The 26,807-nt window shown below is 60.4% G+C and carries 21 protein-coding genes; 12 read left to right on the forward strand and 9 right to left on the reverse strand.

All coding sequences use genetic code 11. The annotated features are described in order from the left end of the window. Positions 1–10: 10 nt before the first annotated feature. The 6 genes from efp (at position 11) to N688_RS07055 (ending at position 3,992) form a co-directional block, all read left to right on the forward strand. On the forward strand, positions 11–568 hold the full coding sequence (gene efp / locus N688_RS07030) for an elongation factor P (protein WP_052888618.1): 558 nt from the start codon (positions 11–13) through the stop codon (positions 566–568). A 28-nt stretch (positions 569–596) separates the two neighbouring features. Further along, positions 597–1,124, forward strand: coding sequence for an acetyl-CoA carboxylase biotin carboxyl carrier protein (locus N688_RS07035; RefSeq protein ID WP_052888619.1), 528 nt, complete (start codon positions 597–599; stop codon positions 1,122–1,124). Between the two features lie 26 nt (positions 1,125–1,150). After that, positions 1,151–2,365 (forward strand): exodeoxyribonuclease VII large subunit, encoded by a 1,215-nt coding sequence (xseA, locus tag N688_RS07040; RefSeq protein WP_052888620.1) that lies wholly within the window; start codon positions 1,151–1,153, stop codon positions 2,363–2,365. A gap of 189 nt (positions 2,366–2,554) precedes the next feature. Then, positions 2,555–2,812, forward strand: a complete 258-nt coding sequence (gene xseB, locus N688_RS22250) for an exodeoxyribonuclease VII small subunit (protein WP_202901856.1) — start codon at positions 2,555–2,557, stop codon at positions 2,810–2,812. Between the two features lie 30 nt (positions 2,813–2,842). After that, entirely contained in the window at positions 2,843–3,280 is a 438-nt protein-coding gene (locus tag N688_RS07050; RefSeq protein WP_052888622.1) for a divergent PAP2 family protein, read from the forward strand. A 91-nt stretch (positions 3,281–3,371) separates the two neighbouring features. Continuing rightward, the gene (locus N688_RS07055) at positions 3,372–3,992 is read left to right on the forward strand and encodes an acyltransferase (RefSeq protein ID WP_052888623.1); all 621 of its coding nucleotides are present in this window, start codon (positions 3,372–3,374) and stop codon (positions 3,990–3,992) included. A 73-nt stretch (positions 3,993–4,065) separates the two neighbouring features. On the opposite strand, the gene N688_RS07060 is transcribed toward N688_RS07055, so the two are convergent. Further along, the gene (locus tag N688_RS07060; protein ID WP_052888624.1) at positions 4,066–5,373 is read right to left on the reverse strand and encodes a phospholipase C; all 1,308 of its coding nucleotides are present in this window, start codon (positions 5,371–5,373) and stop codon (positions 4,066–4,068) included. A 533-nt stretch (positions 5,374–5,906) separates the two neighbouring features. Between N688_RS07060 and N688_RS07065 the strand changes: the two genes are divergently transcribed. After that, on the forward strand, positions 5,907–6,746 hold the full coding sequence (locus N688_RS07065) for a DUF4388 domain-containing protein (RefSeq protein WP_052888625.1): 840 nt from the start codon (positions 5,907–5,909) through the stop codon (positions 6,744–6,746). Between the two features lie 137 nt (positions 6,747–6,883). On the opposite strand, the gene N688_RS07070 is transcribed toward N688_RS07065, so the two are convergent. From N688_RS07070 to N688_RS07080, 3 genes are all read right to left on the reverse strand, one after another. After that, positions 6,884–7,858 (reverse strand): MBL fold metallo-hydrolase, encoded by a 975-nt coding sequence (locus N688_RS07070; RefSeq protein WP_162179511.1) that lies wholly within the window; start codon positions 7,856–7,858, stop codon positions 6,884–6,886. Between the two features lie 103 nt (positions 7,859–7,961). Next, positions 7,962–9,542 (reverse strand): L-glutamate gamma-semialdehyde dehydrogenase, encoded by a 1,581-nt coding sequence (pruA, locus tag N688_RS07075; RefSeq protein WP_052888627.1) that lies wholly within the window; start codon positions 9,540–9,542, stop codon positions 7,962–7,964. 153 nt (positions 9,543–9,695) lie between these two features. Next, positions 9,696–10,940, reverse strand: coding sequence for an MFS transporter (locus tag N688_RS07080; protein ID WP_081838605.1), 1,245 nt, complete (start codon positions 10,938–10,940; stop codon positions 9,696–9,698). 223 nt (positions 10,941–11,163) lie between these two features. Between N688_RS07080 and N688_RS07085 the strand changes: the two genes are divergently transcribed. The 4 genes from N688_RS07085 (at position 11,164) to N688_RS07100 (ending at position 16,414) form a co-directional block, all read left to right on the forward strand. Next, a complete protein-coding gene (locus N688_RS07085; protein ID WP_052888628.1) occupies positions 11,164–12,120 on the forward strand; it encodes a hypothetical protein in 957 nt (318 codons plus the stop codon). A gap of 154 nt (positions 12,121–12,274) precedes the next feature. Beyond that, positions 12,275–12,754 (forward strand): GatB/YqeY domain-containing protein, encoded by a 480-nt coding sequence (locus tag N688_RS07090; protein WP_052888629.1) that lies wholly within the window; start codon positions 12,275–12,277, stop codon positions 12,752–12,754. Positions 12,755–13,039: 285 nt separating this feature from the next. Further along, positions 13,040–15,445 (forward strand): cysteine--tRNA ligase, encoded by a 2,406-nt coding sequence (cysS, locus tag N688_RS07095; protein ID WP_052888630.1) that lies wholly within the window; start codon positions 13,040–13,042, stop codon positions 15,443–15,445. Positions 15,446–15,751: 306 nt separating this feature from the next. Further along, positions 15,752–16,414, forward strand: coding sequence for an LON peptidase substrate-binding domain-containing protein (locus N688_RS07100; RefSeq protein ID WP_052888631.1), 663 nt, complete (start codon positions 15,752–15,754; stop codon positions 16,412–16,414). Here N688_RS07100 and N688_RS07105 read toward each other — a convergent pair. The 3 genes from N688_RS07105 to fusA form a co-directional block, all read right to left on the reverse strand. Further along, positions 16,411–17,103 carry a helix-turn-helix domain-containing protein gene (locus N688_RS07105; protein ID WP_052888632.1) on the reverse strand — a complete coding sequence of 231 codons (693 nt, stop codon included), beginning with the start codon at positions 17,101–17,103 and terminating at the stop codon, positions 16,411–16,413. The genes N688_RS07100 and N688_RS07105 overlap by 4 nt on opposite strands. Before the next feature lie 451 nt (positions 17,104–17,554). After that, positions 17,555–18,502: an alpha/beta hydrolase gene (locus tag N688_RS07110; RefSeq protein ID WP_052888633.1), complete on the reverse strand. Its 948-nt coding sequence runs from the start codon at positions 18,500–18,502 to the stop codon at positions 17,555–17,557. A gap of 231 nt (positions 18,503–18,733) precedes the next feature. After that, positions 18,734–20,791: an elongation factor G gene (gene fusA, locus N688_RS07115; protein WP_052888634.1), complete on the reverse strand. Its 2,058-nt coding sequence runs from the start codon at positions 20,789–20,791 to the stop codon at positions 18,734–18,736. A gap of 809 nt (positions 20,792–21,600) precedes the next feature. Between fusA and N688_RS07120 the strand changes: the two genes are divergently transcribed. Further along, positions 21,601–22,893, forward strand: a complete 1,293-nt coding sequence (locus tag N688_RS07120; RefSeq protein WP_052888635.1) for a serine hydroxymethyltransferase — start codon at positions 21,601–21,603, stop codon at positions 22,891–22,893. Positions 22,894–23,080: 187 nt separating this feature from the next. Here the strand turns inward: N688_RS07120 and ligA are convergent, their stop codons facing one another. Further along, entirely contained in the window at positions 23,081–25,159 is a 2,079-nt protein-coding gene (gene ligA / locus N688_RS07125; protein ID WP_081838607.1) for an NAD-dependent DNA ligase LigA, read from the reverse strand. 550 nt (positions 25,160–25,709) lie between these two features. Next, complete coding sequence (locus N688_RS07130; RefSeq protein WP_081838608.1) at positions 25,710–26,783, reverse strand: phospholipase D-like domain-containing protein; 1,074 nt, start codon at positions 26,781–26,783, stop codon at positions 25,710–25,712. Positions 26,784–26,807 lie beyond the last annotated feature (24 nt).

The following is a 26,807-nucleotide window of genomic DNA, read 5'->3' on the forward strand; positions in this document are numbered from 1 at the left end:
GTGTGTGGCGATGATTTCGACTGGCGACCTAAAAAAGGGCCTTTCTATAGAGCTAGATGGACAGCTCTATACCATTCTCGACTGGCAGCATATTAAACTTGGCCGCGGTGGTGCCACAGTTCGTCTCAAGCTGCGCAATCTGCGCACGGGCGCCATCGTTGAGCGAACCTTTGACGCCGGCGAGAAATTCAGGCGCGTCTTCCTGGATCGGGTGCATGTGATGTACCAGTACCGGGATGGCGATCAGTACCATTTTATGGATACGACCACCTATGAGGATATTGTCCTGACTGAGGATCAGCTTGGCGATGCCCAGCTCTATCTGACCGATAATATGGAGCTGGATATCATCATGTACGAAGGCCAGCCGATCTCGGTGGAGCTGCCTGAAAAAGTCGTGCTCCGGGTCACCTATACGGAGCCGGGCGTCAAGGGCGATACCGCGACTGGTGGGTCGAAGCCTGCTACGACAGAGACGGGTCTGGTGGTGCAGGTGCCGCTCTTTGTCAACATTGGGGACCTGATCCGCATCAATACCACCACGGGTGAGTACGTTGAGCGCGCATAGCCTACCAGCGCAGAGGAGGACCAGAACGATGGAGACCAAGGGATCGCGCCGGGGGGGCAACCGCTCTGCTCTGGAAAACGGTTCCTATAGTAGTGAAGAGCTAACAGTTGAGCAGATTAAGCGTCTGGTGCAGCTGCTCGACTCGAGCGATGTGAGCGAGCTAGAGCTACGCGCGCCGACAGCGGGCCTGCGCCTGGCGCTGCGCAAGGCCCGCCTCAGCAGCGCCGATGGACTGGCGACTGCAGAACTGATTGATGAAGTGGAGGTGGCGGCAGAGGAGCAGCCGGCGACTGCCGCCGAGACTCGCCACACGATTGTCTCTCCCTGGGTCGGGATCTTCCACCGCTGGGCCAGGCCCAAGGAGCAGCGTCCCGCCGTCCAGGTGGGTGATCAGGTGAAGGTAGGCCAGCTGGTGGCCACCGTCGAGGCGCTCAATGTCATCAATGAGGTCGAGTCGCCAGTAGCGGGCCGCGTCGCTGAGATCCTGGTAGAAGAAGGGCAGCCAGTTGAGTATGGCCAGCCGCTGATGGTGATCGATAGCGCTGGCGAAGCCTAGTCAGGGCGAGGATCAGGAGGGCGCTGATGCTGGCGACACTCAACGAGCCGCCGCTGACGGTCTCCGAGGCGGTTCATTACCTGAAGAAATTGCTGGAGCAGGATGAGCTGCTGCACAGTCTCTGGGTGCAGGGAGAAATCTCTGATTATAAGGTTCATCTTGCTTCAGGCCACTGCTATTTCACCTTGAAAGACGAAACTGCCCAGCTGTTGTGCGTCTTTTTCAAGCATGCTCGCCAGCGGGCTGGTTTGCCTGAGCTGCGCAATGGCATGGCAGTGTTGGCCGCCGGCTATGTCTCGTTCTATGAGCAGCATGGTCGACTACAACTCTATGTCGAGTATGTCGAGCCTCTAGGCGAGGGCGCTCTCTATCGCCGCTTTGAGCAACTCAAGGAGCGGCTGGCTGCCGAGGGTCTCTTTGCCGAGGCGCGCAAGCGTCCGCTCCCTTCAGCGCCAGCAGTAATTGGTGTAGTGACCTCGCTGCAAGCGGCAGCCCTCCGCGACATGCTGCGCGTGCTCCGCACACGCTATCCGCTGGCGGAGGTCCTGATCGCGCCGGCTCTGGTCCAGGGAGAGGAGGCGCCAGCTTCGATCGCCGCCGCTCTTGATCTCTTGAATGAGCATGGAGAAGCGGAAGTGATCATTGTAGCGCGGGGCGGCGGCTCGCGTGAAGAGCTGTGGGCCTTCAACGACGAGCTGGTGGCGCGTGCCATCGCTCGCTCACGCATTCCCGTCATTAGCGGCGTCGGCCATGAAACCGATGTGACCATCGCTGACCTGGTGGCCGACTATCGGGCTTCAACGCCGACTGCCGCTGCGACCATCGCTGTGCCCGACGTGGCTCGTTGGCGCCAGGACTTGCTTGAGTGGCAGCAGCGCTTGCAGGGGTCTATGCTAACGTATCTGGCCGAGCAGCGTGAGCGCTTGTTGCGTCTGGAGCGCGACCTCCGGCGCGCTAGCCCTCGCGGCCAATTGGATCAACGACGCCAGCAGCTGGATGACCTGAGTGAGCGCTTGCTTGTCAGCATGCAGACGCTGCTCACGCTGCAACGCGAACGCCTCCGCGGAATCACCCGTCATCTGGAAACGCTCTCTCCGCTGGAGACGCTCGCGCGGGGCTATGCCATTGTGCGACGCGCCGAAGACCAGGCCCTGGTGACCGCTGTCGAGCAGGTCCATCCGGGAGATCGCCTGCTGCTCCAGCTCGCAAATGGCTCCGTGACCGTTCAGGTGCTCCCCTAAGTGAGTCGTCCCTGCCGCATGACCTGACTTGAGGGGATCTGCGTTCCCTTGCTGCTCTCTCTGGCTATCAGCTCCCTCAAGGTCAACGGCCTGCATGCAGTCAGTGGCCAACGTTTCGATGCTGTTCGCTTGGCTGGTAACGAGACTGATTCTGTCTTCGTCATTGGTTTTCCTTGGAGAACTGGCAAAATGGTATCCACAATGGACGAGTTGACTTTTGAAGAGGCATTTCAACAGCTAGAGGAGGCAGTGCTCACTCTGCAAAATGGACAACTTCCTCTAGCAAAAGCTATTGAGCAGTTCGAGCTTGGTATGCGTCTGGTGCATTACTGCGACGACCTCTTACAGCGAGCGGAGCTGCGCGTCCGACAGCTGACGGTAGATGGCGAGGGTCTGCCGGTGGCGCAGCCGCTGGAGCTGAGCCAGCTCTCGGGCGAGATCGAGTAGAAGGCAAGGCGCGAATAGTTGCAGGTGTCGATGGCATCGTTGCTAGAGAATCGTGCCTTGTTGGCAGCCTTACTGGCCTGGGCCCTGGCCCAGGTGAGCAAGACCCTCATCGAGGTTGTTACCCAGCGGCGACTGAACCTGCGCCGGCTAGTCTCAGCGGGAGGAATGCCCAGTGCCCACTCAGCCCTGGTCATGGGACTGGCAACGGCAGTAGGCCGTCTGGCGGGCCTCTCCTCGACCAGTTTCGCCATCAGTATTGTGCTGGCAGGCGTCGTCATGTACGATGCGGCGGGCGTAAGGCGTGCTGTCAGTATCCAGGCCCGGATGTTGAATCAGATGCTGGAGGAAGCCTTTAAGGGCCATCCCATTGGAGAGCAGCGTCTGCGTGAACTGATTGGCCATACCCCTGTACAGGTTCTGGTGGGGGGACTGTTGGGTATTGCAATCGGCCTGCTCATGACGGCCTGAGCGCGCTGTCGGTTGCTCCGACAGCGTCTGCTCTTCCCTGAAGAAGTGCGGGCGGCAGCTCAAGAGATGGTATCCCGAGAGGAGCGCAGTCATGGAGCACACGAGTGAGAAGGGCATCTTTATTCACCCGACGGCGGAGGTCTCGCCGGAGGCGCAGATCGGCGCGGGAACGCGCATCTGGGGCCTGGCCCAGGTGCGTGAAGGGGCCGTGATTGGTGAAGAGTGCATTCTAGGGCGAGGGGTCTATATTGATGCGCGGGTACGGATCGGGGCGCGGGTCAAGATTCAAAACTATGTTTCGGTCTTTGAGGGCGTGACCATCGAGGACGGGGTCTTTGTTGGCCCGCACGTCTGCTTTACAAACGACCTGCTACCGCGAGCGATCACGCCCGATGGGCGTCTGAAGGGAGTCCAGGACTGGCAGGTCACGCCCACGGTGGTACGTTCTGGGGCTTCGCTGGGGGCGCGGACGGTGGTAGTCTGTGGGGTAACCATTGGTGAGTTTGCCCTTGTGGGCGCTGGTTCTGTGGTCACGCACGATGTGCCTCCTCATGCTCTGGTATACGGTAATCCGGCGCGCCAGCATGGCTATGTCTGTCACTGTGCCCGGCGCCTGAGCGAGCTGCGCGAAGAGGGGGGGCAGCTTGTTGGCTGGTGTTCGGCCTGCCAGCGCCTTTGCCTGCTGCCTGCTCACTCCGAAGGGTGGAGGTGAACAGGGAGAGGCAACGGGGTAGTGCGCTGCGCTTCCCTGCTCACCCCGCACGGTCAAGTGGCAGCCGTGGACGTCACGGCGCCGGGGGAAGGGGGGGATAGTAGTGGGGGTCCTGGCTAAAGTCGAAGACCTCATAGAGGTCACCGATCTGGGCCAACCCGTCGCGTGGCGGGGCTGGCGGTCCCGCGCTTCGCCCGGCGGCGGCGTCGTTATGAGTGGCTGGCGTCTCGCTGTCAAATTGATGGTTGAGGCTCGCCAGGGCTGGCAGCCCAAAGGTACGCTCAATGAATTTGAGGACGGAGCTGTGTTCGTAGAGCTGGCCGGCGACATGGCCGCGCTTAACCCAGGGCGAGATGATCAGGGTGGGCACGCGCATACCGAGACCATAGGCGTCCAGCTGTGGCGGCGCGATGTGGTCGAAGTAGCCGCCGTTCTCGTCGTAGGTCAGAATGAAGGCCGCCTGGCTCCAGTAGCGCGAAGCAATGAGCGCGTTGATGATTTCTGCGACCTTTTTCTCCCCAGTGCGCACATTGCTGGGGGGGTGCTCGCTGACCTCGCCGCTGGTAATGAGAAAGGCCACGTGGGGAAGGGTCCCGTCGGCCAGGGCCTGGTAATAATCGTCTTCGCTGCCATAGAGCCGCGCATCCTTGATCCAGCGTTTGAAGTAGGCCAGGCCGTTGAAGCCGTTGGGACTGCCGATGTGCTGTCGGCTGTGGCTGTTGAGATTATAGCTTTGCCAGCTAATGCCGTGCTGGTCAAGCAGGTCGGCGATGGTTAGCCAGTCAAGCGAGCCTGGCCCTGGCCGGTTGTTCGTGATGCCGCCGCAGGTACCGCTCCAGAGAGCGAGACGATTCGGCAGGGTTGGCCCAAGCTGGTAACAGAAGTAGTTGCCGCAGAGGGTGAAGGCATCGGCCAGGGCGTAATAGTAAGGCAGGTCGCTCCGTGTGTAGTAGCCGAGAGCTTCGAGGCCATCTGTGGTGACAAAGCCGTCCATCTTGCCACCGTTCCATTCGGCGTGGAGGGCCTGCCAGCTGTGGGGAATGTCGCGGTTGGTGTAGCTGCTGAAGTGGTAGGGCTTGACGGCTGGCTTACCGGCTCCGCCCGGCTGGCTGTAGTTGGCCGGTACGGCGAAGCGCCCAGCCCGCTCATAGTAGCCAAAATAGGTATCAAAAGAGCGGTTTTCCTGGCAGAGAATGAGAATATGTTTGAGCGGGTTCTCTGTCGGCGCAGGAGCCGGCGCACTGGCCGCGGCTCGTCCGGTGGCGGTCAGCGCGACCCTTCCCAGACCCGCGCTGGCGCTCAGACCCAGGGTCAAGGCCCCAAGCCGCTTGAGAGCGCGGCGCCTGCTCTGGCGGTGGAGAAATTGCTGTGAAAAGTTCATGTAGCCTCCTTTGCTCTACTAAACCATCCTGTTGTTATTATAGCGGTATGAGTAGCAAAAGTGAACGCAATGTCTATGAATATAGAGGGAGAAAGGTGGGAAGTGGTACCGACGGGCAAAAGCGCGCATAGCTTGACCAGTAGTCCAGTATACGTTAGAATAGGTCTGGCACTCAGCGACCTTGCGCTGACGGAGCCATCGCCCAGAGTGGGGGCGGGCCTGTTGCGCTGGCGAGCTATCTTATGGCCGCGCATGTTTGGCTGTAGCTAATCCCGACGAAGCCTGGCGGCTCTGGAGCTGGCCCATCCTGTTGAGCTGACAGACAGGCGGGATTGCTGGACTGCGCTAGGAAGGGAAAGTGCTGGAGTGGAGGGGAGGAGGGTCAGATGGGCGAGCGAGAAGGGGGGCGAGGAGTGGGAGGAGTGGGTGAGTAACCCGCACGTGGCACTGTCTCACGGTCACGGGAGACAGCACCCGAACACTGATGATGGCCTGTCCATCGTTAGGGCAGTTTCGGAGAACGGCGTTGTACAATGTCTTCCAATGCACAGTGGCAGGGTTCGCTAGCTGACCTGCCCAGTATTATTAGCAGTATTAAGCGCCTGCGTGCCTTTGGGCGGCTGACCGTGCGGAACAATACGCGCCTGGGGCTGGCTCATCTCTATTTCCGGAATGGCCGATTGGTGCATGTGATTGGAACGCGGGGCGCAGTCGATGCTGTGCTGGCAGATTTACAGAGCTGGACACGCGCGACGCTGCGTTTTGAGCGAGGCGTGACGGTCCAGAATGAGAATGTGACGCCGGCCCATGAGCAGCGTTTTGAGCGCTGGCTCTCGCATCTGCAGGCTCGCTATAGCTCTGGGGCGGCGTCGCGCTCAGGGCCGGCTCCGTCCGTGTCGCCGTCGCCGCCTCCTGCAGCCCAGCCACGTCCACAGATTGTGGAGGGCCAGGTGGTGGCTCGTACCAAGGTCAATCAGCTGATCTCGCCCTGGGAGTGGCAATTGCTGGTTGAGGCCACCAGGCGGGTCTCCCTGGCCGTGGCCCAGCTGGTCGGGCCGAAGGAGGCCATGAACGTTCTGCGCGACATCATCGATGATTGTTCCGCCGCTTTCCCGGCCTTCTCTGGTCTGAGAATCTCCCCCAACGGCTACCTTTATGTGATGGATAAGTCCCACCTTGACCGGATGCCGCGTGAAGACTTGCTCGAGGGGTTCTCTGCTCTCATTGCCATCTGTCAGTATTTCTGCTCTCCCATTGTCGGCGAGGTGGAGGCTCATAAGCTGATTATTCGTGCTTTGGGGGACATCGCTCCGGCTCTCGTCAGCCTGGGGGTCTTTCAGGTCGACAATCGCCTGCTTCTGAATGGGGGCTGAGTCTGGTAGGTGGAGGTGCGAGCGAGCGAGCCAGCCAGCCAGCCAGCCACGCCCCAGCAGGCCAGCTCACCTCGGCTCGGACTGGCGGCGTGGTCTGGTGCTGGTCTCTTGTTTTCTTTCTTCCTCTTGCCTCTTGCCTAGCTACGTGGGCTTTCCCGGAGCCGCTCGGGGTGTATCTTCTGCCAGTAGCGCATGTAACCCTGGACCGTCATCGGGTAGTTGGTAGCAAGGTCGTAGCGCTTGATGGCCTGGGGATCGCGGGCGACGCGCTCCAGCTCCGGCTGGGTCTCGGCGATGAGGCGCTCGCGGATCTCCTCTTCGCTTTTGCCTTCGCGCATGGCCTGCAGAACAATCTCGCCCCAGGCGATGAGACGCTCGCGCAGATTGGCGATGTGGCGTGTGACGTTGTATGTTGGCCCGAAGTGTCCCAGGTAGAGCACGTCAGGTCGCAGACGGCTGATGCGGCTCAGGCTCTCTGACCAGGCTTCCAGATCGAGGTCGGGGGGTGGCGTGGGAGGGCGCACATAATCGACGTCCTGAAGGCGCACGCCGGCGGCATCCCCGGCGAAGAGTTCCCCCGAGTGAACATCGAAGAAGACGATATGATGAACGGCGTGTCCCGGTGTATAGTGCACCTCCAGCCGACGCCCAGCGACTGTGAGCACATTGCCATTTTCAAGGCTATGAACGCGCTCGGCGGGCACGGCTTCGACCTCACCCCACAGCGTCGGCATCTGCTCGCCGTAGATGCGGCTGGCGCTGGCGATGACTTTCGACGGGTCGACCAGGTGAGGGGCACCCCGGCTGTGGACATAGACCTGAGCTTGCGGCAGCAGGCGGGCCAGGGTGCCTGTGGCCCCAGCATGGTCCAGGTGAATGTGGGTGAGCAGGATATGCGTAATGGTCTCGGGATCGAAGCCCGCCTCACGCAGCTCGCTCAGCAGGGCTGTCACTGTGCTGGTTGGCCCGGGATCAATGAGGGCTGTCTGGCGCTCATCTGTGATGAGGTAACTGCCAATGACCCCGTGCTCGCCGAGGAAGGGCAACGAGATTTGCCATGTCCCCGGCCTTTCTTTCCGTAGGCGAACAACAGGTTGAAAGTTTGCAGACACGTAATACACCTCTCTCGTGCCGCGACGCTGGCACTGCCTTGCGACACAAGCTGCTCTTATTTTTCTCTCGTGCACTCACTCGCTCATGGACTTGGCGGGCGGGCTAGAGCTTCTTGACCGAGATTGCCTTAGCCTGCGTAAACAGCAGGAGATAGTCGCGGCCCCCGGCTTTGGAGTCCGTGCCTGACATGTTGAAGCCTCCGAAGGGATGCACGCCGACCAGGGCTCCCGTGCACTTGCGATTAAAGTAGAGGTTGCCGACGTGGAACTCCTCTTTGGCTTGCTGGATGCGCTCGGGATCGCCTGTATAGACGGAACCCGTGAGGCCGTACTCGGTATCGTTAGCGATACGCAAGGCATCACTAAAGTCCTTCGCCCGGATGAAGGCCAGCACTGGGCCGAAAATCTCTTCCTGGGCAATGCGGGCGTGGGGATCGACGTCGGCGAAGATTGTTGGCTCGACGTAGTAGCCCGGGCCATGATGGCCGCCTCCCAGGACAAGGCGCCCCTCGCCTTTGCCGATCTCGATGTAGTCGGTGATCTTCTTGAAGGCGTTGGCGTCGATCACTGGTCCCATGAAGGTCTCAGGATGCGTGACGTCACCAATGCTGAGCTGTTTGGCCTTCTCTACCACCTTCTCCAGGACCTGATCGTAGACGCTCTCGACGAGAATGGCGCGCGAGCAGGCTGAGCATTTCTGGCCCTGGAAGCCAAAGGCAGAGGCAACAATGCCATTGGCGGCGGCCTCCAGATCGGCGGTCTCATCGACGACGATCGCGTCTTTGCCGCCCATCTCCAGGATCGTGCGCTTGATCCAGCGCTGGCCCGGCTGGGTTTTGGCTGCCAACTCGTGAATGCGCAGGCCGACGTCACGCGAGCCGGTGAAGGCGATGAAGCGCGTCAGGGGATGGGAGACCAGGGCGTCGCCGATGCTGGAGCCAGCACCGGGCAAGAAGTTGACGACCCCTGCTGGCAGGCCAATTTCTTCCAGAATGTGTACGAACTGAGCGGCGATGGTGGGCGAGGCACTCGATGGTTTGAGAACCACAGTATTGCCTGCCACGAAGGAGGCGCTGGTCATGCCAACCATGATGGCGCCTGGGAAATTCCAGGGTGGGATGACAGCGCCGACGCCCAGCGGGATGTAGACGAGTTCGTTGTCTTCATCTGGAATGCGGACGAGCGGCTGCTCTTCGGCCAGGCGCAACATCTCTCGGGCGTAGAATTCCAGGAAGTCGATGGCCTCGGCGGTATCGGCATCGGCCTCGATCCAGCTCTTGCCCACTTCGTAGATCATCCAGGCGTTGAAGAGGAAGCGACGCTCGCGCAGGCGGTCGGCGGCGGCGAAGAGGTAGTTGGCGCGCTCATGGGCTGGAATGCGCTTCCACTGCTCGAAAGTCTCAGCAGCGGCACGCACGGCCTGATCAACCTGGTCCAGGGTGGCGCGCGAGAAATAGCCGATAACCTGGTCGGGCTGGGCAGGGTTGATAGAAGCGAAGGTCTCAGGGTTCTCGATATGCTGGCCACCAATGATAAGCGGATAGGTGCGGCCTAGTTCGCTGCGCACCTGGGCCAGAGCCTCTTCTTGGGCCCGGCGATTCTCAGGGCGCGAGAAGTCTGTGAGCGGCTCGTTTCTAAAAGGAGTCCGCGCACGCTCTAGAACGTGCTCTGCGGTTATGGTCATGATTGGTCACACTCCTTCGTGTTCTCAACGGGAACTTTCCCCTTTATTGTATCCCACAGAGTGCCCCACCTGGTAGGGAAAGGGCCAGCGCTGCTCGAAGGGAGACCAGTGCAGTGGCTGCCTGGCTAAATCACGACTGCTTGCCAGTCCTGCTTAGCAGAGGAGAAGGTCACTGGCGATTGCAATGAGCATGGTGCCAAGACAGAGCAGCGCGACACCGGGCCAGCCTCCGTGTAGGAGGGCAATGCCGGGCAGAACTGCCCCCAGGCTGCCACCGAAGTAGTAGCAGGAGAGGTAAAGGGAGGCGGCTGTCCCTTTGGCTTTATGGGCCTGTTCGCCAAGATAGAGGTTGACAGCGGGAATGGTACAGAACATGCCCAGGGCTAGCAGCCCCAGGCCCAGGATGACAAGGGGAAGCGAGGGGATCAGCGTGACCAGGAGGCCGCAGCCTGCCAGGCTCATGCTGACAGCAATGGCGCGCCGCGAGCCGACACGCCCCGCCAGACTGCCCGCAATGGGCGAACAGAGGCCGGTCAGCCAGAGCAGGTAGACCAGACCAAGCTGGACCGTTGAGAGGCCGAAGTGCGGTCCGCTAAGGTAGTAGGGTAAATAGGTGAAGGTGCCAACGAAACCGAAGAAGAGGGTGAAGCCGATCATGAAGGCCCCTATCAGGTGCCGATTGTGCAGGTGAAGCCAGATATCGCTGAGCGACTGGCGTAAGACGTTGCCACCTGCCTGGTCGCTGGGGCTGTCGAGCATAGTGGTTCGCTGGCGCCAGTTGGGTAGGAGGCGAGCGCGCTGGCTCTGGCTGTCGGGCAGGAAGCGCCACATAGCCAGGGCAGCAATCAGGGTCGGCAGGCTGAAGGAGAAGAGGGCGACCTGCCAGTTGGTGGCGGCGGTCAAAGCGGCGCTCCCGAGGCGAGCGAAGAGGCCGCCGAGCGTCTGCCCGCTGACATAGACACCCATTGCCAGACCACGCTCGGACCCTTTAAACTCGTCGTTGACGTAGGAGATGGCCACGCTGGTCAGTCCCGGCATGAGCAAACCCTGCAGGGCACGCAGGCAGAGTAAGATCGTGAAGTTGGGTGCAAAGGCGCATAGCAGCGTCGGCAGGGTAATGAGGAGGCTGCTGCCTACCATGACAATTTTGCGCCCGATGCGGTCGGAGAGTGGTCCGTAGAACAGCGAGCCGATGGCGACCGCCAGGACGATAGTGGAAATAGTCAGGCCCGCGGTGGGCGCATCGACTTTGAAAGCCCGGCTCAGGACAGGCAGGATGGCCTGCGTGGTATACATATTAGCAAAGACAAAGGCTGGACCTAGGAAAAGGGCTATCAATGCTCCAATGCGGATACCTTGCTGCTCCGGGCGCGAAGAGAAGGAAGTCGTGCTAGACATGGACGGGAAGACCTTTCCAGACGCGAGAGACTGCCAGAAAAGAGATGGATGTCTCTATTATAGCCCCGTGAGGGCTATCTGGCCAACCAGGCCCGCCTGTCTGGATGGGCCGCTGACCGCGGTAGAGGCGCCCGGTGCCGCCTTGCTGGTGTAGGTCAGGACGCTGCCGGTGTTGGTTGCTCTTGCCTGTGTCGACTATGATAGGGAAAAGCGAGGAAACCGTATGGACGTCTATCGCGCCCTCGGGCTGGATCTGCCAGTCCTCCATCTCTGCGTCCGCCTGCTGGCTCGGGATGGAGAGGCTGAACTGGTCCCGTTACTGGCAACGCTCCGTGAACGCTGTCTGGCGATCGCTACACGCTTACAGGAGTGGAGCGAGGAGCAGTGTGCGCGCTACGCGGAGGAGGCCGCGCTGCGCCTTCAGCGTCTGGGCCTCCTTGCTGACGCTGCTCAGCCGTCCCAGGTTGCTGCTGCCGTACAGCGTGAGCTGCGTCACCTGGCCACACGCTTAGGTTCGGCTGGCCTTTTGCCTCTGGAAGGCCCAGCGCTCGTCGTCTGTACTGTTCCAGAGCTGGGACCGGAGTTAGCCGCCAGTGTGCTGGCACCAGCGCTGGAGGCCGCCAGAACCAGGCTGGAGGGCTGGCGCGCTGAGCAGCAACTCTATGAGCTGTGGTTTCTCTTGCGCGGCTCCTTAGCCTTCGATTTGCTCAATCAACTCGTGGCGGGGTGGCCAGCCTCCTTGCGCGGCGATCGAGAGCTGGCGGGAGGTGAAGGGCTGGCTGCCGTCTCCGAGTTGCCCTTCGTGGCCAGAGGCGCGCACACCTATCATCTCGTCTACCAGCTCGGCGATGAGCTGCTCGGTGGCGCGACGCCTGAGCTGGGAACGCAAACGCTCTCGCTCTTCTTCTCTGCGGGCGATCTTTCCTATAGTATGCTGAGGTATGAGGTGATGGCCTTGCTGGAGCGGCTAGCCGAGCAGCCTTTCCTGCGCCATGCCTCGTTTTGGCAGCGTGATCCCTGGCCGGGAGAGCCAGGCGCTGCTTTTATGCTCCGCCTGCGCCTCCCGGCGGGAGAGGTACCGCTGCGGCAGATTGGTGAGGCACTGGCGGCAGCCAGCCCTCTTGGGCGCGAGCGCCTGTTACGCCAGGGCCAGCTCTTCACTGGTCGGCGCCTCTTCTGAGTGACTGGGCTGGCCTGGCGCTGGATAATGCCAGGGTGCTGTTTTCTGATGCGCGACCTGGCAGTCCTCCTTGCCCGACTCGACAGAACTGGCGCCAAAGGCTATACTGAGGATCGCTCACGGAATTGCTGAGAGTATAGGAGGAATGTGTAACATGGCGCAAACGCGCGAAGAGTTTCCTATCGAGAAACAGCTGCGAAAGGATATTCAGGAAGCCCAAAGAGCGCGGGATCAGCTCAAAGTTGACACGCTCCGGATGGTGCTGGGAGCCATTCACAACCTCGAAGTTGCGCGCACCGACCGCAAGCATGCTGAGTATGGAAAGCCCCTGACCGAAGCCGACTGCTATCAGGTGCTGGAGCGCGAGATCAAGATGCGCGACCAGGCCATTCCCCTCTACGAAAAGGGAGGTCGCAGCGATCTGGTTGAGAAGGCCCAGCGCGAAAAGGCCATCCTGCAATCTTATCTGCAGGCGGCCCAGCTCAGTGATGAGGAAATTCGCGCTGTGGTGGCGCGTCTCATCGAGGAGCAGGGGCGCGACTTTCGCAAAGTCATGCCGCTGGCGGCTCGCGAATTGAAAGGGAAGGCCCCAGGTGCCAAGGTCCAACAGATCGTGAAAGAGATGACAGCCTGAGCTGAGGGCCTTCCTGAGCACGAGCGTTGCTGGCGAGGAGAGAGGCGAGACTACACGCCAATACGCTGGCGGGACTGCCCTATCTCCTCGCCTGGCCGTAGTCGCCGGGCCGGGAGTATAATTCCGTGTAGGGAAAAACGGGCAGAGTGCTGTCGGTGTCAGCCAGCGCACGTGCGGCGGTTGGATCGAGCCGGACGGGCGCGTAGCGAGTGGCTGGCAGAGGGAAGGAAATCAGGGCCGTTCATCGTCGTACTGTTTGATGCATGCTGGGAGCGTGAAGAGGCGATGAGAATCTATAACACACTCACGCGGCGCGTCGAGGAAATCGTACCGTTGGAGCCTGGCAAGATCAAAATGTACTCCTGTGGCCCGACCGTCTACCGCTATATCCACATCGGTAACCTGCGTACCTTCACGATGGCCGACTGGCTACGTCGCACTCTGGAGTATCTCGGCTACCAGGTCTTTCATGTCAAAAACATCACTGATGTCGGGCATATGCGCCATGAGCTGTTGGACCGCGGCGAGGACAAAATTCAGGCCCAGGCCCGCAGGGAAGGAAAAACCTCTGCTGAGATCGCGCGCTTTTATACCGAAGCCTTTCATCGCGACGAGGCCAGACTCAATATTCTACCTGCCCATGTCTTCCCACGGGCCAGCGAGCATATCCCCGAAATGATCCAGATCATTGAGGAGCTGCTGCGCAAAGGTTTCGCCTACGAGGTTCGCGGTTACATCTATTTCGACATCCAGCGCTTCCCCGACTATGGCAAGCTCTCGCGCAATCTGCTGGAGTATATGCGAATTGGCATTCATGAGGGGAGCGACGCTGACCGGCGCCATCCCGAAGATTTCCCATTGTGGAAGCCTGCGGAGCCGGGGCGTGACATGGCCTGGGACAGCCCGTGGGGGCGTGGCTTCCCTGGCTGGCATATCGAGTGCTCGGCCATGTCCATGAAGTATCTGGGACCCCGTTTCGACATTCACACAGGGGGCGTAGATAACATCTTTCCCCATCACGAGGATGAGATCGCTCAAAGCGAAGCCTACAGCGGTCAGCCTTTTGTCAACTACTGGGTCCATGCCCAGCATCTGCTTGCTGACGGCCAGAAGATGGCCAAGTCGGTCAGCAACGACTATACCTGCGCTGAAATTGAGGCGCGCGGCTTCGATCCGCTGGCCCTGCGCTATCTCTACACGACCGCCCTCTACCGGAGCCGGCTCAACTTCACCTTTCGCGCTCTCGAAGCGGCCCAGATCGCTCTCGAGCGCCTGCGCGAGCGCGCCTATGATCTCTGGCTGCGAGCCGATCAAGAGTCTGCGCTCAGGCCGCTAGAGGATCAAGAGCAACCGTGGCGTCTGGCCTTCCGCCGTGAGCTTGAGAATGATCTTCATATTCCTCGGGCTATGGCGGTGCTCTCTGCCATGCTGCGTGCTCCTGGGCTGGATGCTACCATGAAGCTGCGGCTGCTGCTCGACTTCGACCGTGTGCTTGGCTTCGATCTCAAATCTTATCTCTTGAGTGAGCAACCGCGTCAGCGCCGGATGCCACAGCACTCACAGCGGTTCTTGCCGGCAGAGCTGGCAACGGTTGTGCGCGAACGGCAAGCCCTGCGCCAGCAGCAGGACTACGAGCGGGCCGATGCCTTGCGGCTCCACCTACTCCGACGAGGCTGGAAAGTGAGCGATCTGCCCGAGGGGACGCTGGTCCGGCCTCGGCGCCTCGGCGAAGAGTTCCCTGTCCTCTCGCGCTGGCAGGACGCGCCTGACGCTACGCAGCAGCCGGCACGCTATGCCTTCTCGCTCAATCTACTGGCGCGCAATAACCGCCCGGACCTTGAGCGCTGCCTCAACAGTATCTGTCGCCATAGCAGTGGGCGCCGCCTGGAAGTCGTCGTGATCGAGAATGGCTCAACCGATGAGACCCTCCCCTATCTACGGGAACTGGCCCGGCGCTCGGCGCTGATCGGAGCCAATGGCGAGCGGATTGGCCTGCGTGTCCTCTTCGCCGACCATAACCTGGGCTTTGCCGCGGGGCGCAATGCTACCATGCGTGCCAGCCAGGGAGCAATTGTTGTCTGGCTGGACACCTCGGTTGAGATCGAAGGCGATATCTGGACGCCTCTGGAGCAAACGCTGAGCGATCCGCAGGTGGGAGTGACTGGCCCCTTTGGTCTGGTCAGCGAGGATCTGCGCGAGTTTCGCGAAGAGAGTGGACCCGAGGTCGATGCCATTGAAGGATATCTGTTTGCCTTTCGCCGGGCTTTGCTCCACGAGGTTGGCTGGCTCGATGAAAAGTTCCGTTTCTATCGTCTGGCCGACGTCCACTACAGCTTCTTCTTCAAAGCTGCTGGCTATCGTGTGGTAGTCTGTCCCGAGGTCGCGGCTCGCCTCATCAGGCATCCTCATCGTGAGTGGTACAGTCTGACAGAGGAAGAGCGGCGTACGAAAAGTAAGAAGAACTACGATGTCTTTCGCGCACGCTGGCATCACGGGCAGAGCCTGCTGGTGGCGCACTGCAATCCGACCCATCGCTGGTACGGGCATGATCATCCCTATCATCTCGAGGGCACCCATAGCCACACACCAGAAGAGCTGCCACCGCCGGGAGTCATGCATAGCCACGAGCATCAGCACTGGCCCGATCATGCTCACTGCCATCCCCATCTCCATGCTGCTCAAGCGGTCTGAAGGAGGTCATCGCCAGCGAAGCAGGCCGACCTCTGATCTCGCCTGGCCTCGTCTCAGAGGAGAGGACAGTGTCGCCAAGCGGCATCGATGTGCTCAGGGCCTACCTTCGATGCCGAAGCGTAGGGCACTCAGGCGGGCAAGCCAGGTTTGTGCTGGCTATGGCGGGGACAAGACCCCAGCGCAAGCTGTGCCGCTGAACCTGCCACGGCCCGCTCTGTCTCACCAGGCAGATACGAGAGCGTCGGCGCAAGCGAGCGAACACGCCACGATCCTGCGGAAAAGCCCGTGTGCTAAGGAGAAGATCCCGTGGAGAGAATCATTGAGGTCCCACTCTTCCCGTTGCAGCTGGTCCTCTTCCCGACTGCAGTGGTACCGCTGCATATCTTTGAACGGCGCTATCGCCTGATGATCGCTCGCTGTCTTGAAGAGCAGTCTCCCTTTGGCATTGTCCTGACGCGCCCTGAGAGTCATTATCTTCAAGAAATACCTTACAGTGTAGGAACCCTGGCCGCGATTCAGCAGATCGAGCGTCTAGATGACGGGCGCTACAATCTCATCGCCTTTGGCACTGAGCGCTTTCGCATCATCCAGCTCAAGCATCAACAGCCCTACCTCTCAGCTGTAGTTGAGCGCTATCGCGACGCACACGAAGCAGTCAACCTGGTCAGGCCCTACGTCGAGCGGGCCCTTGACCTCTTCAGCAGCTATTTGGAAATCCTGCTAGAGGCGCGCAGCCAGCAGGAGATCAAGGAGCATCTGCCGACCGATCCCGAGGAACTTTCCTATCTCATTGCCTATCTGCTCGATTTGCGAGATGAGCAGAAGCAACACTTGCTGGAACTGACCTCGACGCGGCAGCGTCTGGCGGAGGAGAACGAGATTTTGAGACGAGAAGTGCCTTTTGTCCAACAGGTGCTAAGACGTAATGCTCACTTAAAAATTCATCCTGATCGAAGCTTTTTGAATTAGCGTGATGAAGAGGAAGAAGGAGTGTGCCCGTTAGTAGGCGGAAGCGTTAGCTGGATCAGTCCCTGTTCCTGCAAACGCTGAAGGGAGGCATAGACCTCGGCGGACGTGCGCCGGGTCAGCTGTGCCAGATCACCGAGCGTGCGCCGACCGTTGATGAGGAGAAAGACGATGCGGTCGTAGCGCGGAACGGCGGTGGCGGCATATTCCTTGCCGAGGGCGGTCAAGCTGGGTACGACGGTTTCCGGTGGCAGTGGGCCCGACGGCTGGGTGGGCTTGACGGCTGGCAGCACCAGCGAGTCGCCGAAGCGCGGGGTCAGGCGACCATTTTGAGGCCGGGCCTGAGCTGGGCTTTGCGGGCGTGTCTGGGAGGATGGGCTAGCCGTGCTGCCGTGCTGTCCCTGGAGTGAGATTGTCTGGCGGCCACCGTTCCGCCCTCCGACGGCGGGCAAAGGTCCGCTCTGGAGCGAGAGCGGCGGCCAGGTTGGCCTCCGCGCGCTCTCAGTGGTGGGGCCCTCCTGGGGCTCCGACTGGCCAGGGGCGGGGAGCTGCAGAAGCGGCTCAGCGGATTGAAAAGTAAAACGAATTTCACCCCATGAATTTAGCCAGGCCAGCACAGCCTCGCTGGCCTCCTGCTGCTGGCGGTTCCAGACGACCAGCGTTGGTTGGCCCCGCTCAACCGTGATATACACTTCCTCGGGTGACGCTCCCCGGGCTCGTTGAATAGTTAGCAGACCGCTGGGCCGGTAGATCCTGAGCTGCTTAAGCACCTCTGCGAGCGAAGGTGCAGAAAAAACCGGTCTGGAAGGCATACGGCCACCTCACTGAGCTCTGGTGCAGGCCCCCTGCTCTCGTCCTTAAGAAGGAACACGATCTGTTCGTTGTCTCTGGAATTGTACGTACCCTGGTGTCCGCTGTCAAGTCCGCAGAGCTGCCTCCTTCGCTAGAAAGCCGCTCAGGCCAAAACCTCGCCTTCTACTGCCTTGCTTTACCGATAAAAAATGATATTGCGTATAAATTTATATTAAAAGAGAGTGAGATTCAGTAAAGGATCGGTGAAGCGCAGGGTATTGACGCTGGACGTCCAGCGTTGTCGGCTACCTGATCTGGTCCAGCCAGCCCCGGTGGTGCTAGTCTTGGCTGCTACTTTGGGGCTGGAGGGACGTAGTGTGCCAGGAGCGTGGGCAACTCTTCGGCGAAGCTCGGAGGGAAGGCATGACCCAGGCCGGGATACTGTCTCACCTCGCAGGTCAGCCCGGCGGCGCGCAGGCGCTCGACGGTGGCCAGGGTAGTGGGAGCGCCCTGATCATGCTCACCGAGCAGCACGAAACCCAGTTGCACCTGGCAGGTATCGTAAGGAAGGAGGGTCTGGCTGGCATCCAGGGCTGGGCAGATCGCAATGAAGCCGATGGCGGGGATACGTCCCTCCAGTGCCAGACGCAAAGCGATGCGCGCGCCACGCGAGAAGCCGGCCAGGACCACATGCTGGAGATCAATGCGCTTCCAGCGCTGCTGTCGTTCCCAATGGGTGCAGATCTCATCTATTGCGCGGGCCTCATCATTCCAGCTAGCCAGGCCATAACCGACCAGCTGCGAAGAACAAGGCAGGGCCACCTGCCAGCGATGCGCCGTGATTGGCTGCCAGTACTCGAGCTCGGCCAGTGGGCTACTCTGATTCCCGTGGAGCACGAACAGTGTTGGATAGGGGGGCGGGACCAGGTTGTCAGGCTCCAGCACCAGAATCCCCGGATGTGAGCGGGTCTGGGCCTCGGCGTAGCGTTCCTGACAGATCTTTTCCAGGGTAGCAAAAGCTGGCAGTGAACGTAGAGGAGCGAGATCCTCATCCTCCAACTGCGCTGGTCCAAACCACAGTCCCTGGCCAATGGCCTCCTCCAGAATCGCCAGGGCCTCCTCGGGGCTTCCCAGGCGCAGCGTGAGGATGGCACGCCATAGTACCAGGGTAGACCTGTGTTCGGGGAAAAAGGGGAGCGCTTCCTCAACCAGTGCTCGTGCGCGGGCATACTCTTGCTGGCGGTCCAGCTCCGATACCTGGGATCGCAGCCATCCGAAAGACCCATCGTGCAGAGACATTGCAACTCCTTTCACCAGGCCCAGCTACTCAAACTCAACCGTAACAGAAAGGAAAGCGGGGCACGGTCCTATCCTGATGGATCAGCCAACCACTGGCCTCAGAGGCGGCGGCTTTCCGCTCATCTGAGAAAGACGGTGCCCCGTGCTGCAGTTGAACGACGGAGATGATGAGAAGATCGCCTTCCTCACTCACTCACACATTCGCTCGCCTTGCCTGTAAGGCAGAGAGGATCAGGCAGACTCTCCCTTCTCCTTCTTGTAGCGAGCGATCAGCTCCTGCTGGATCTGAGGAGGGACCTCCTCGTACTGATAGAACTCCATTGTAAAGGTCCCGCGGCCCTGTGTGAGGGAGCGCAGATCTGTCGCGTAGTGGAGCATTTCCGCCTGGGGGACCTGAGCGATAATCTTCTGCATACCATTGCCGAGGCGTTCCATACCCAGCACACGCCCGCGCTTCGTATTGATATCGCTCATCACATCGCCCATCGTCTGCTCGGGTACGATCACCGTCACATTCATCACCGGCTCCAGGATCGTGGGGCCAGCCTGGGGTACGGCCTCCTGCATACAGATCGAAGCGGCGATCTCGAACGACTGGGCGGAGGAATCGACCGGGTGGTATTTGCCATCAACCAGGGCCACTTTGACGTAGACCATCGGATTGCCAGAGATAAAGCCTCGCTTCAAGGACTCGCGTACGCCCTTCTCGACGCCGGGGATGAACTGGCTCGGCACCACGCCACCCACAATACGGTCTTCAAAAATGAAGGTGTCGGAACCACCGACGGGCAGCGGCTCAATCTCCAGCCAGACATCGCCAAACTGGCCGTGGCCGCCGGTCTGGCGCTTATGGCGTCCATTAGCGCGCGCCTTCCTACGGATCGTCTCTCGATAGGCGATGTGGATATCGCGCACCTCCAGGTCGATGCCAAAGCGTCGCTTAATCATATCGACGGCGACCTGGATGTGTGTCTCGCCCATGCCCGAGATCCGGGTTTCGCCCGTCTCTGGATCGCGGGTGACCCGCAGCGTGTGATCCTCCTCGACCAGGCGCGTCAGGGCGTTGCTCATCTTATCGAGATCGGCCTTGCTCTTGGGGAGGACCGCCACCGTAAAGCACGGCTCGGGGAATTGAATTGGCTCCAGCGCGATGGTGACCTCTTTGCTTCCCACGAGCGTATCGCCCGTATGGGTATTGGTGAGCTTGGCCACGCCACCAATATCGCCAGCGGCGATCTCCGTCGTACTCTCCTGAGCCTTACCGCGAGGAATGATTAACTGACCGATGCGCTCCTCGGCATGCGTTTGCACATTGAAGACATGGCTGTCGGCCTTCAGCGTGCCGCTATAGACGCGGAAGAGCGAGATCGTGCCGACCTGAGCGGCAGCGGTCTTAAAGATAAAGAGAGCCGGCGTCTCACCGAGGTTCCGAACTTCTTCTGGTAGGGCCTCGGCGGCGCTCGGCAGATAGTCGAGAAGCGCATCAAGTGCGGTCTGCACCCCAATATTCCTTAGCGCGGACGCGCACACCACGGGCACCAACTCGCCGCTTGCCGTTCCCTGGCGCACCAACGTACGCAGCTCCTCCTCGCTCAGCTCCTCACCTTCGAGGAACTTATCCATCAGAGCTTCATCGTTCTCAACTGCTGATTCGATCAGCTGCTCACGGAAAGCGGTGACCTGATCCTGAAGGTCAGGGGGAATAGCAACCTCCTGAACCTTGTTGCCGCCCTCGAACGTGAAGCCGCGACGGGAGACGAGATCGACCACTCCTTTGAAGTTCGATTGGCTTCCGATGGGGATCTGCAGAGGAACCACCTTAAGACCGAAGCGCGCTCGCAGTGCCTCCAGCGTCTGCTCGAATGAGGTGTTCTCGCGGTCCAGCTTGTTGACCAGGACCAGGCGCGGCAGCCGACGCTCGTCGGCGTACTGCCAGGTGAGTTCGGTGCCGACTTCGACCCCTTTCTCCGCCGTCGCTACGATTAAGGCTGCATCGGCCACGCGCAGCGCTGCTTTCACTTCGCCTACGAAGTCAGGGTAACCCGGCGTGTCGATCAGATTCAGCTTCTGGCCGCGCCATTCCACTGGCACCGGCTTGGCGTGGAGGGACATGCCTCGCTTCAACTCCTCCGGGTCGTAATCGACCGCCGACGTCCGCTCATCCACTTTCCCCTGTCTGGTCACGGCTCCGCTGTCGTAGAGCGCGGCATCCACCAACGACGTCTTGCCCGCTCCTACATGCGAGATCAGCGCTACATTGCGAATCTGTTCTGCCGTGTAGACCTTCATGAAAACGTTGCGGCAGAACCCCTACCAGGATCGCTCCTGGCTGCGAGGTGCAGAATGCCGCCCCTCCTTTCCATGCGTATTACGTTCTTTTGCAAGCGCAGACGCGACGCTTCTCCTTTCTATGGTGGTAGTATAACAGGATCGCCATCTTTGTTCAATGCTGTTTGAAGACGATCGGGGTTCACTTTCTCTCATCTTTTGTTCAGCTTATTGTTGCAATGCGCGCTCAGGGTCGCATCTGAATGACTGAGCAAGCCCCGTGCAGCCTGGCCAGAGGCCACGGCCATTTACAGATGTCGGAGGCCATGCTACACTAAACCCGCCAGCGTTGCGCACGATTAGCTCAGGTCGGTCTGCCAGTCAGTCACTGTTGCACTTGCCCGCTTGCCTGCTTGCTCCCTGGAGGCACAGGTCTGCTAGGCTCAAACGGGCTGGACGTGATAGACGGGTACCCTATGACAGGTAGGGGTCTGGTGGTTTGGCTCCGGTCAGCCGCTGGTCTTCGTTACCCCTCCTTCGCCCCTGGCTCTCTGCCGTGGACCTCCTGCTGATCCGCTGCGTCGCCGCTTGCCCCGTCTGGCTCTCTGGCTGGCGCTGCCCCGGCCTGCGGTCGCTCTGCTGATCGCCACGGCTCCGGCAGGCCAAACCCAAGGAGCCGAGCCACGGCGCTCTTTCTATCGCACTAGCCGTATTTCTTTTGATGCTTGCTTGATCGCTCGGCGCGTCTGCTCTTCGTCGGTCAGTCGATCAGTCAGATTGGCTGGCTGCCAGACGCTAAACTGCCTGCCTGTGCGGGAGGAGGAATACTGATGACGGTTGATATCAGTGATATTGAGGCTATTCTTGCCAAGCAAGAGCACTGGCGCCAGAGGCAGTGCATCAATCTGATCGCCAGTGAGAATACCCCCAGCCCTGCGGTGCGCCGTGTCCAGAATTCTGATTTCATGGGACGCTATGCGGAAGGCCATCCTAATGAGGGCGAGCGCATCAATCGCTACTATCAGGGAACGCGCTATATCGATGAGATCGAGCGCATGACGCGAGATGAGATTTGTGATCTTTTCGGGGCTAAACAGGCGGATGTCCGCCCAATCAGTGGCAATGCGGCCAATACAGCCATCGCTCTTGGTTTCCTGCGCGGCGGCGATACGATTGTGGTGAACTCGACCGATGCCGGGGGCCATATCAGCCACGGTGCTGTGGGGGTCTTCGGGCGGCGCATTCAGACGCGCGGGCAATCGCTGAAGGTAGGTGGGTCTCAAGCCATCAATCTCCACTATCTTCCCCTTACTGAGGATCGCTATCATGTCGATGCTCAGAAGACGATCGAGTTGATCGACCGTGTGAAGCCGCAGATCGTTGTGATGGGCAAGAGCCTCTTCCTCTTCCCCGAGCCAGTGGCGGAGGTAGCGGCCTTTTGCAGGACCAGTGATATCCCGGTGCTCTACGATGGTGCTCATGTCCTCGGTCTGATCGCTGGGGGCCAGTTCCAGTCGCCGCTGCAGGAGGGGGCCACCTGGATGACCGGTAGCACGCACAAGACCTTTCCTGGTCCGCAGCGTGGGGTGATTCTGGGGAACATGGACGAGGAGACCGCAAAGAAGTACTGGCCGCCCGCGGATCGTGGGGTTTTCCCTGGCTCTTCGAGTAACCATCATCTCTTCTCGCTCCCGGCCCTGCTCGTGGCGACCCGCGAGATGAAACGCTATGGGCGCGAGTATGCGGCCCAGATTGTGCGCAACGCGCAGGCCCTGGGTCAGGCTCTTGATGAGCTGGGCACGCCGGTGGAGGCGCGCGAGTTTGGCTACACGCGCAGTCACATGATTGCGGTCAATGTCGCAGCCTGGGGAGGTGGTGTCGAGGTAGCCAGGCGGCTGGAGGCCAACGATATCATCGTGAACTATAATATGCTGCCTGGCGATGCTGACCCGCGCAATCCTTCGGGCCTGCGCATTGGAGTGCAGGAGATGACCCGGTTTGGCATGGATGAGCGGGCGATGGGAGAGCTAGCCCAGTTGATGCACGATGCGATCCGCGGCAAACAGGTGCGTGAGGCCGTGCATCAGCTGCGCGCTCGCTATCTGGAAATGCGCTACGTCTGAGTCCGGGCCACAGCGGGTGCCTGACGGTTGAGCGGCTGAGCTGGAAGAAAAGAGAAGCGGGAGTGGCTCGCGAGGCAGGCGCATTCCGAGCCGCTCCCAGTGTACTTGTCTGGCCTGGCGGGAGCGGTCTGCTGATCTCCCTTCCCGGCAGGCTGGTCCTCTGGCTTCTGGATTCCAGCTCAATGGGCTAGACCTGGACGCCATGCTGGCGCAGCAGGTCGAGGAACCACTGTTCATCGTGAATCTGGACGCCGGCGCGCCGGGCCTTCTCAAGCTTGGAACCGGGATCTTCGCCCACAACCAGATGAGTCAACGAACGGGTGACGCCGCTGGCGACGGTCCCGCCGAGCTGGCGTACAGCCTCCTCGGCCTGCGGGCGTGTCAGATGGCTCAGTTTGCCGGTGAACAGGAAGGACTGGCCGGCCAGCGGTCCGCTGGGCCGTTCTTCAATGGCCATGTTGACGCCGGCCTGGCGCAGGCGTTCTATGAGCTGACGATTCTTCTCCTGCTGGAGCCAGGTATAGAGGCTGTGAGCGCTCTTCGGTCCCACGCCGGGGATGGCCATAATCTCCTCCTCGCTGGCCGTCTGCAGGCGATCCATTGAACCGAAGTGCTCGGCGATAAGCTGGGCTGTCTTTTCGCCAATGTAGCGAATGTTGAGGCCGAAGAGCAGGCGCCAGAAAGGACGTTTCTTGCTCGCCTCGATGGCTTTGAGCATATTGTCGGCGCTCTTCTCCTTGATGCCCTCCAGCTTGAGCAGCTGCTCGCGCGTCAGATCGTAGAAGTCTGCGACCGTTGTAATATAGGTCGTTTTGACCAATTGCTCACACTGCTTCTCGCCAATGGTCTCCAGGTCCATTGCCCCCTTCGAGGCAAAGTGAATGACGCTCTCCAGCAGGCGCGCCGGGCAGTCTGTATTTGGGCAATAGGCGATCGCTTCGTCTGGCAGACGCATGATGGGCGTCTCACAGACAGGGCAGCGTTCGATCGGGGTGTAGGGGCGTTCTTCGCCGGTGCGCCGCTCGACGATGGGCTTGACTACCTGGGGAATGACCTCGCCAGCGCGCTGTACAATGACCCAGTCGCCGATGCGCAGGTCTTTGCGCTGGATGTCTTGTTCGTTGTGCAGGGTGGCCCGCGAGACTGTCACGCCGCGGATGTTGACCGGCTCCAGCATGGCCCAGGGATTGACCGAGCCAGTGCGCCCGATGTTGATGCGGATGTCTAGCAGGCGTGTAGCGACCTGGATGGGAGGATATTTGAAGGCGATGGCCCAGCGCGGCTCTCGTCCAACATAACCCAGCTCCTGCTGTTGAGCAAGGTCGTTGATCTTGATGACCACCCCGTCAATTTCGTAGGGCAGCTCGAAGCGCTTCTGCTCCCATTCACGACAATACTGCAGCACTTCGTCGAGGTCGCGGGCCCGCCGATTGTGGGGGTTAACCGGGAAGCCCCATTCGGCGATGAGTTGCAGGGCCTCCCAGTGCGTGCTCAGATTGTGACCCTCGATATAGCCGATCTGGTAGCCGAAGAAGTCGAGGTTGCGCTCGGCGGTGATGCGCGGATCTTTCTGACGGAGCGAACCGGCGGCGGCGTTGCGCGGATTGGCAAAGAGTTTCTCGCGGGTAAGCGAGGCGTTGAGCTTCTCAAAGCTCTCGATGGTCATGTAGATCTCGCCACGTACCTCGACCCGCGGCGGCGGATTGGCGTCACGCAGGCGCTGAGGAATGCTGCGAATGGTGCGCACGTTGGGGGTCCAATCCTCGCCGACGAGACCGTCGCCTCGGGTGGCACCCACGGTCAGCCTCCCCTGTTCGTAGGTCAGAGCCATTGCCAGCCCGTCGATTTTCAGCTCGCAGACGTACTCAAAGGTGGCGTTAGGCAGGATATTCTGCGCGCGCCGATGCCAGGCCATTAGCTCTTCTTCGCTGCGGGCGTTGGCCAGGCTGAGCATGGGAACAGGATGGCGATGCTGCCGCACTTCAGGGAGCGGCGCCGCCCCAACACGCTGCGTCGGCGAGTCTGGCGTCTGCAGCTCAGGATGCTCCTCCTCGATGCGTCGCAGCTCCTGCATCAAATGATCATATTCTGCGTCGGTCAGCGTGGGGTTGTCGAGAACGTAATACTGATAGTTAGCCTCTTCTATGCGACGGCGCAGTTCTGCCACGCGCGCGGCTAGCTTCTCACTCTCGCTCGCTCTGCTCGTTGCCTCCTGGCTCGGCTCGACGCCGGTCTGTCCGTTCTGGCGCTCGATCTGATCGGCCATCAAGTTGCCTCCCCGGAAAAGAATCTCACTGATTGGAGTGCCTCCCCACTTGCCTTATTCTTTTGAGAAGGGCCAGGAAAGGAAGGGTCTGGTCTGCCTGTCTGCCTGCTACTGAGTGCCCTGGGCCAGAGAGAGATGTTCTCTGCCAGGAGCGATCGGGTCGGTTGTGAAGCTGGTGCGTGCTGAGCTGGGCGGGTGCGGGTACATGCTTACCCGTCTACCCTGTTGGTCCTGTTGATTGCTCAAGCCCGGCTGTTCCGCCAGCTCTGCAGAAGGACAGTAGGGAGCGACAGGACAGGCTTTCCTATCGTATCACATGACAGCAACGGGGAGAGAGAGGCGAGAGGATCGTTGGCCTGGCGGGCCTGCTAGCTGTTGAGTCGGGCCGAGCAGCGTGAGAAGCTGCCTGACAGACCGTCTGCGCTGCTGCAAGTCTGTCAGGCATGCTATGGGAGGTGGCGGAAACTCTTCTCGGCCCGGCTGCTTTCACGGTCGCGCTCGTGTCCGCCTGCAGGGAGCAAATCGAAGCGCGGCCTGGCTCAAGGGATTTTCAGACGCTGCGTGAGCTGTTCCAGTCCTTAGCAAAGGTCTGTTGGAGCACGCTGAGAATGTGTTGATCGGAGAGCACGATGCCCAGCTCGCGATTGCGATCAAGCGATTGGCTTGAGAAGTTCTCGGAGCCAACAAATGCCTTCTCTCCATCGACGATGATTATTTTGGCGTGCATATAGAGCTGCTTGTCCTCACGCACCTGGGCACCGCCGCGTTTGATAGCCATGATACCGCTGTGGTTGCTATCGGAGGAACTGCTCTGGTAAGGCAGGATCACCTGCACTGTGACGCCGCGTTGAGCCGCGGCGGCCAGGTCCCGCTCGATGGAGTCATCGATCAGCTCCTCTGCCTCGATGAGCAGCGATTTATGGGCGCCTTTGATGAGCGATTCAAAGACGCTGCGTGAGTTGATGGGACTGACGACGAGATTCGGGTTCGTGAGGGAGACCTGTGTGCGGTTCCAGTCGGCTTCAAAGATATCGCTGACCGCTTTGACATCGGCAGGATTGGTATCGATGATCCCGTATTCGCGGTTTTTAGTGCTACCAACGCCCAGGGCGGCGTTTGTCAGGTTGCAGGTCATGATATAGGCCGTGGTGCCATCGATAACCATGCCTTTCTCATGGGTCAAAGCAAAGGCCGGGCTGGTCGCTTTGACTTGGACCCCTGCCGCGCGCAGGCGATCCATCGTTTCCGTCGGCGAGAGTGATCCGCCGCCATAGGGATGAGTCTCCAGCATCACGCGCACATCGAGGCCACGGTTGGCCGCCTCCTCAAGAGCGTTGATGACATTGCGATTGGTTAACAGATAGAGTTCCAGCCAGACCGAGCGATGGGCCCCGTTGATGGCATTGGTGATGACCCCTTCGCCGGCATCCGGCTCGACGAAAACTTGCAGCCCTTGCTGGACCCCGTTAGTGAGGGCAGCGGTCGGCGAGGCCAGCAGCGTACTCCCGCCGGCAGTAATATCAATGTTACAGGCACTCAGGAGCAAGCAGAGACAGAAGAACGCGAGGAAAAGGCTCTTCTGCCAGAGAGAAGCGGTGCGTTCGGCGTACCTTTTCATCCTCATCGAAGCGACTCCGTGATCATTAGA

Source organism: Thermogemmatispora carboxidivorans (assembly GCF_000702505.1).
Lineage (GTDB): Bacteria > Chloroflexota > Ktedonobacteria > Ktedonobacterales > Ktedonobacteraceae > Thermogemmatispora > Thermogemmatispora carboxidivorans.

Excerpts from the sequence above, each read along its gene's own strand:
- N688_RS07065 (WP_052888625.1), top strand. The coding sequence starts at position 5,907 with ATGTCTTCCAATGCACAGTGGCAGGGTTCGCTAGCTGACCTGCCCAGT.
- N688_RS07120 (WP_052888635.1), top strand. The coding sequence starts at position 21,601 with ATGACGGTTGATATCAGTGATATTGAGGCTATTCTTGCCAAGCAAGAG.
- N688_RS07090 (WP_052888629.1), top strand. The coding sequence starts at position 12,275 with ATGGCGCAAACGCGCGAAGAGTTTCCTATCGAGAAACAGCTGCGAAAG.
- efp (WP_052888618.1), top strand. The coding sequence starts at position 11 with ATGATTTCGACTGGCGACCTAAAAAAGGGCCTTTCTATAGAGCTAGAT.
- fusA (WP_052888634.1), bottom strand. The coding sequence starts at position 20,791 with ATGAAGGTCTACACGGCAGAACAGATTCGCAATGTAGCGCTGATCTCG.
- xseB (WP_202901856.1), top strand. The coding sequence starts at position 2,555 with ATGGTATCCACAATGGACGAGTTGACTTTTGAAGAGGCATTTCAACAG.
- N688_RS07080 (WP_081838605.1), bottom strand. The coding sequence starts at position 10,940 with ATGTCTAGCACGACTTCCTTCTCTTCGCGCCCGGAGCAGCAAGGTATC.
- N688_RS07060 (WP_052888624.1), bottom strand. The coding sequence starts at position 5,373 with ATGAACTTTTCACAGCAATTTCTCCACCGCCAGAGCAGGCGCCGCGCT.
- N688_RS07050 (WP_052888622.1), top strand. The coding sequence starts at position 2,843 with ATGGCATCGTTGCTAGAGAATCGTGCCTTGTTGGCAGCCTTACTGGCC.
- N688_RS07055 (WP_052888623.1), top strand. The coding sequence starts at position 3,372 with ATGGAGCACACGAGTGAGAAGGGCATCTTTATTCACCCGACGGCGGAG.
- xseA (WP_052888620.1), top strand. The coding sequence starts at position 1,151 with ATGCTGGCGACACTCAACGAGCCGCCGCTGACGGTCTCCGAGGCGGTT.
- cysS (WP_052888630.1), top strand. The coding sequence starts at position 13,040 with ATGAGAATCTATAACACACTCACGCGGCGCGTCGAGGAAATCGTACCG.
- ligA (WP_081838607.1), bottom strand. The coding sequence starts at position 25,159 with ATGGCCGATCAGATCGAGCGCCAGAACGGACAGACCGGCGTCGAGCCG.
- N688_RS07130 (WP_081838608.1), bottom strand. The coding sequence starts at position 26,783 with ATGAGGATGAAAAGGTACGCCGAACGCACCGCTTCTCTCTGGCAGAAG.
- N688_RS07035 (WP_052888619.1), top strand. The coding sequence starts at position 597 with ATGGAGACCAAGGGATCGCGCCGGGGGGGCAACCGCTCTGCTCTGGAA.
- N688_RS07110 (WP_052888633.1), bottom strand. The coding sequence starts at position 18,502 with ATGTCTCTGCACGATGGGTCTTTCGGATGGCTGCGATCCCAGGTATCG.
- pruA (WP_052888627.1), bottom strand. The coding sequence starts at position 9,542 with ATGACCATAACCGCAGAGCACGTTCTAGAGCGTGCGCGGACTCCTTTT.
- N688_RS07085 (WP_052888628.1), top strand. The coding sequence starts at position 11,164 with ATGGACGTCTATCGCGCCCTCGGGCTGGATCTGCCAGTCCTCCATCTC.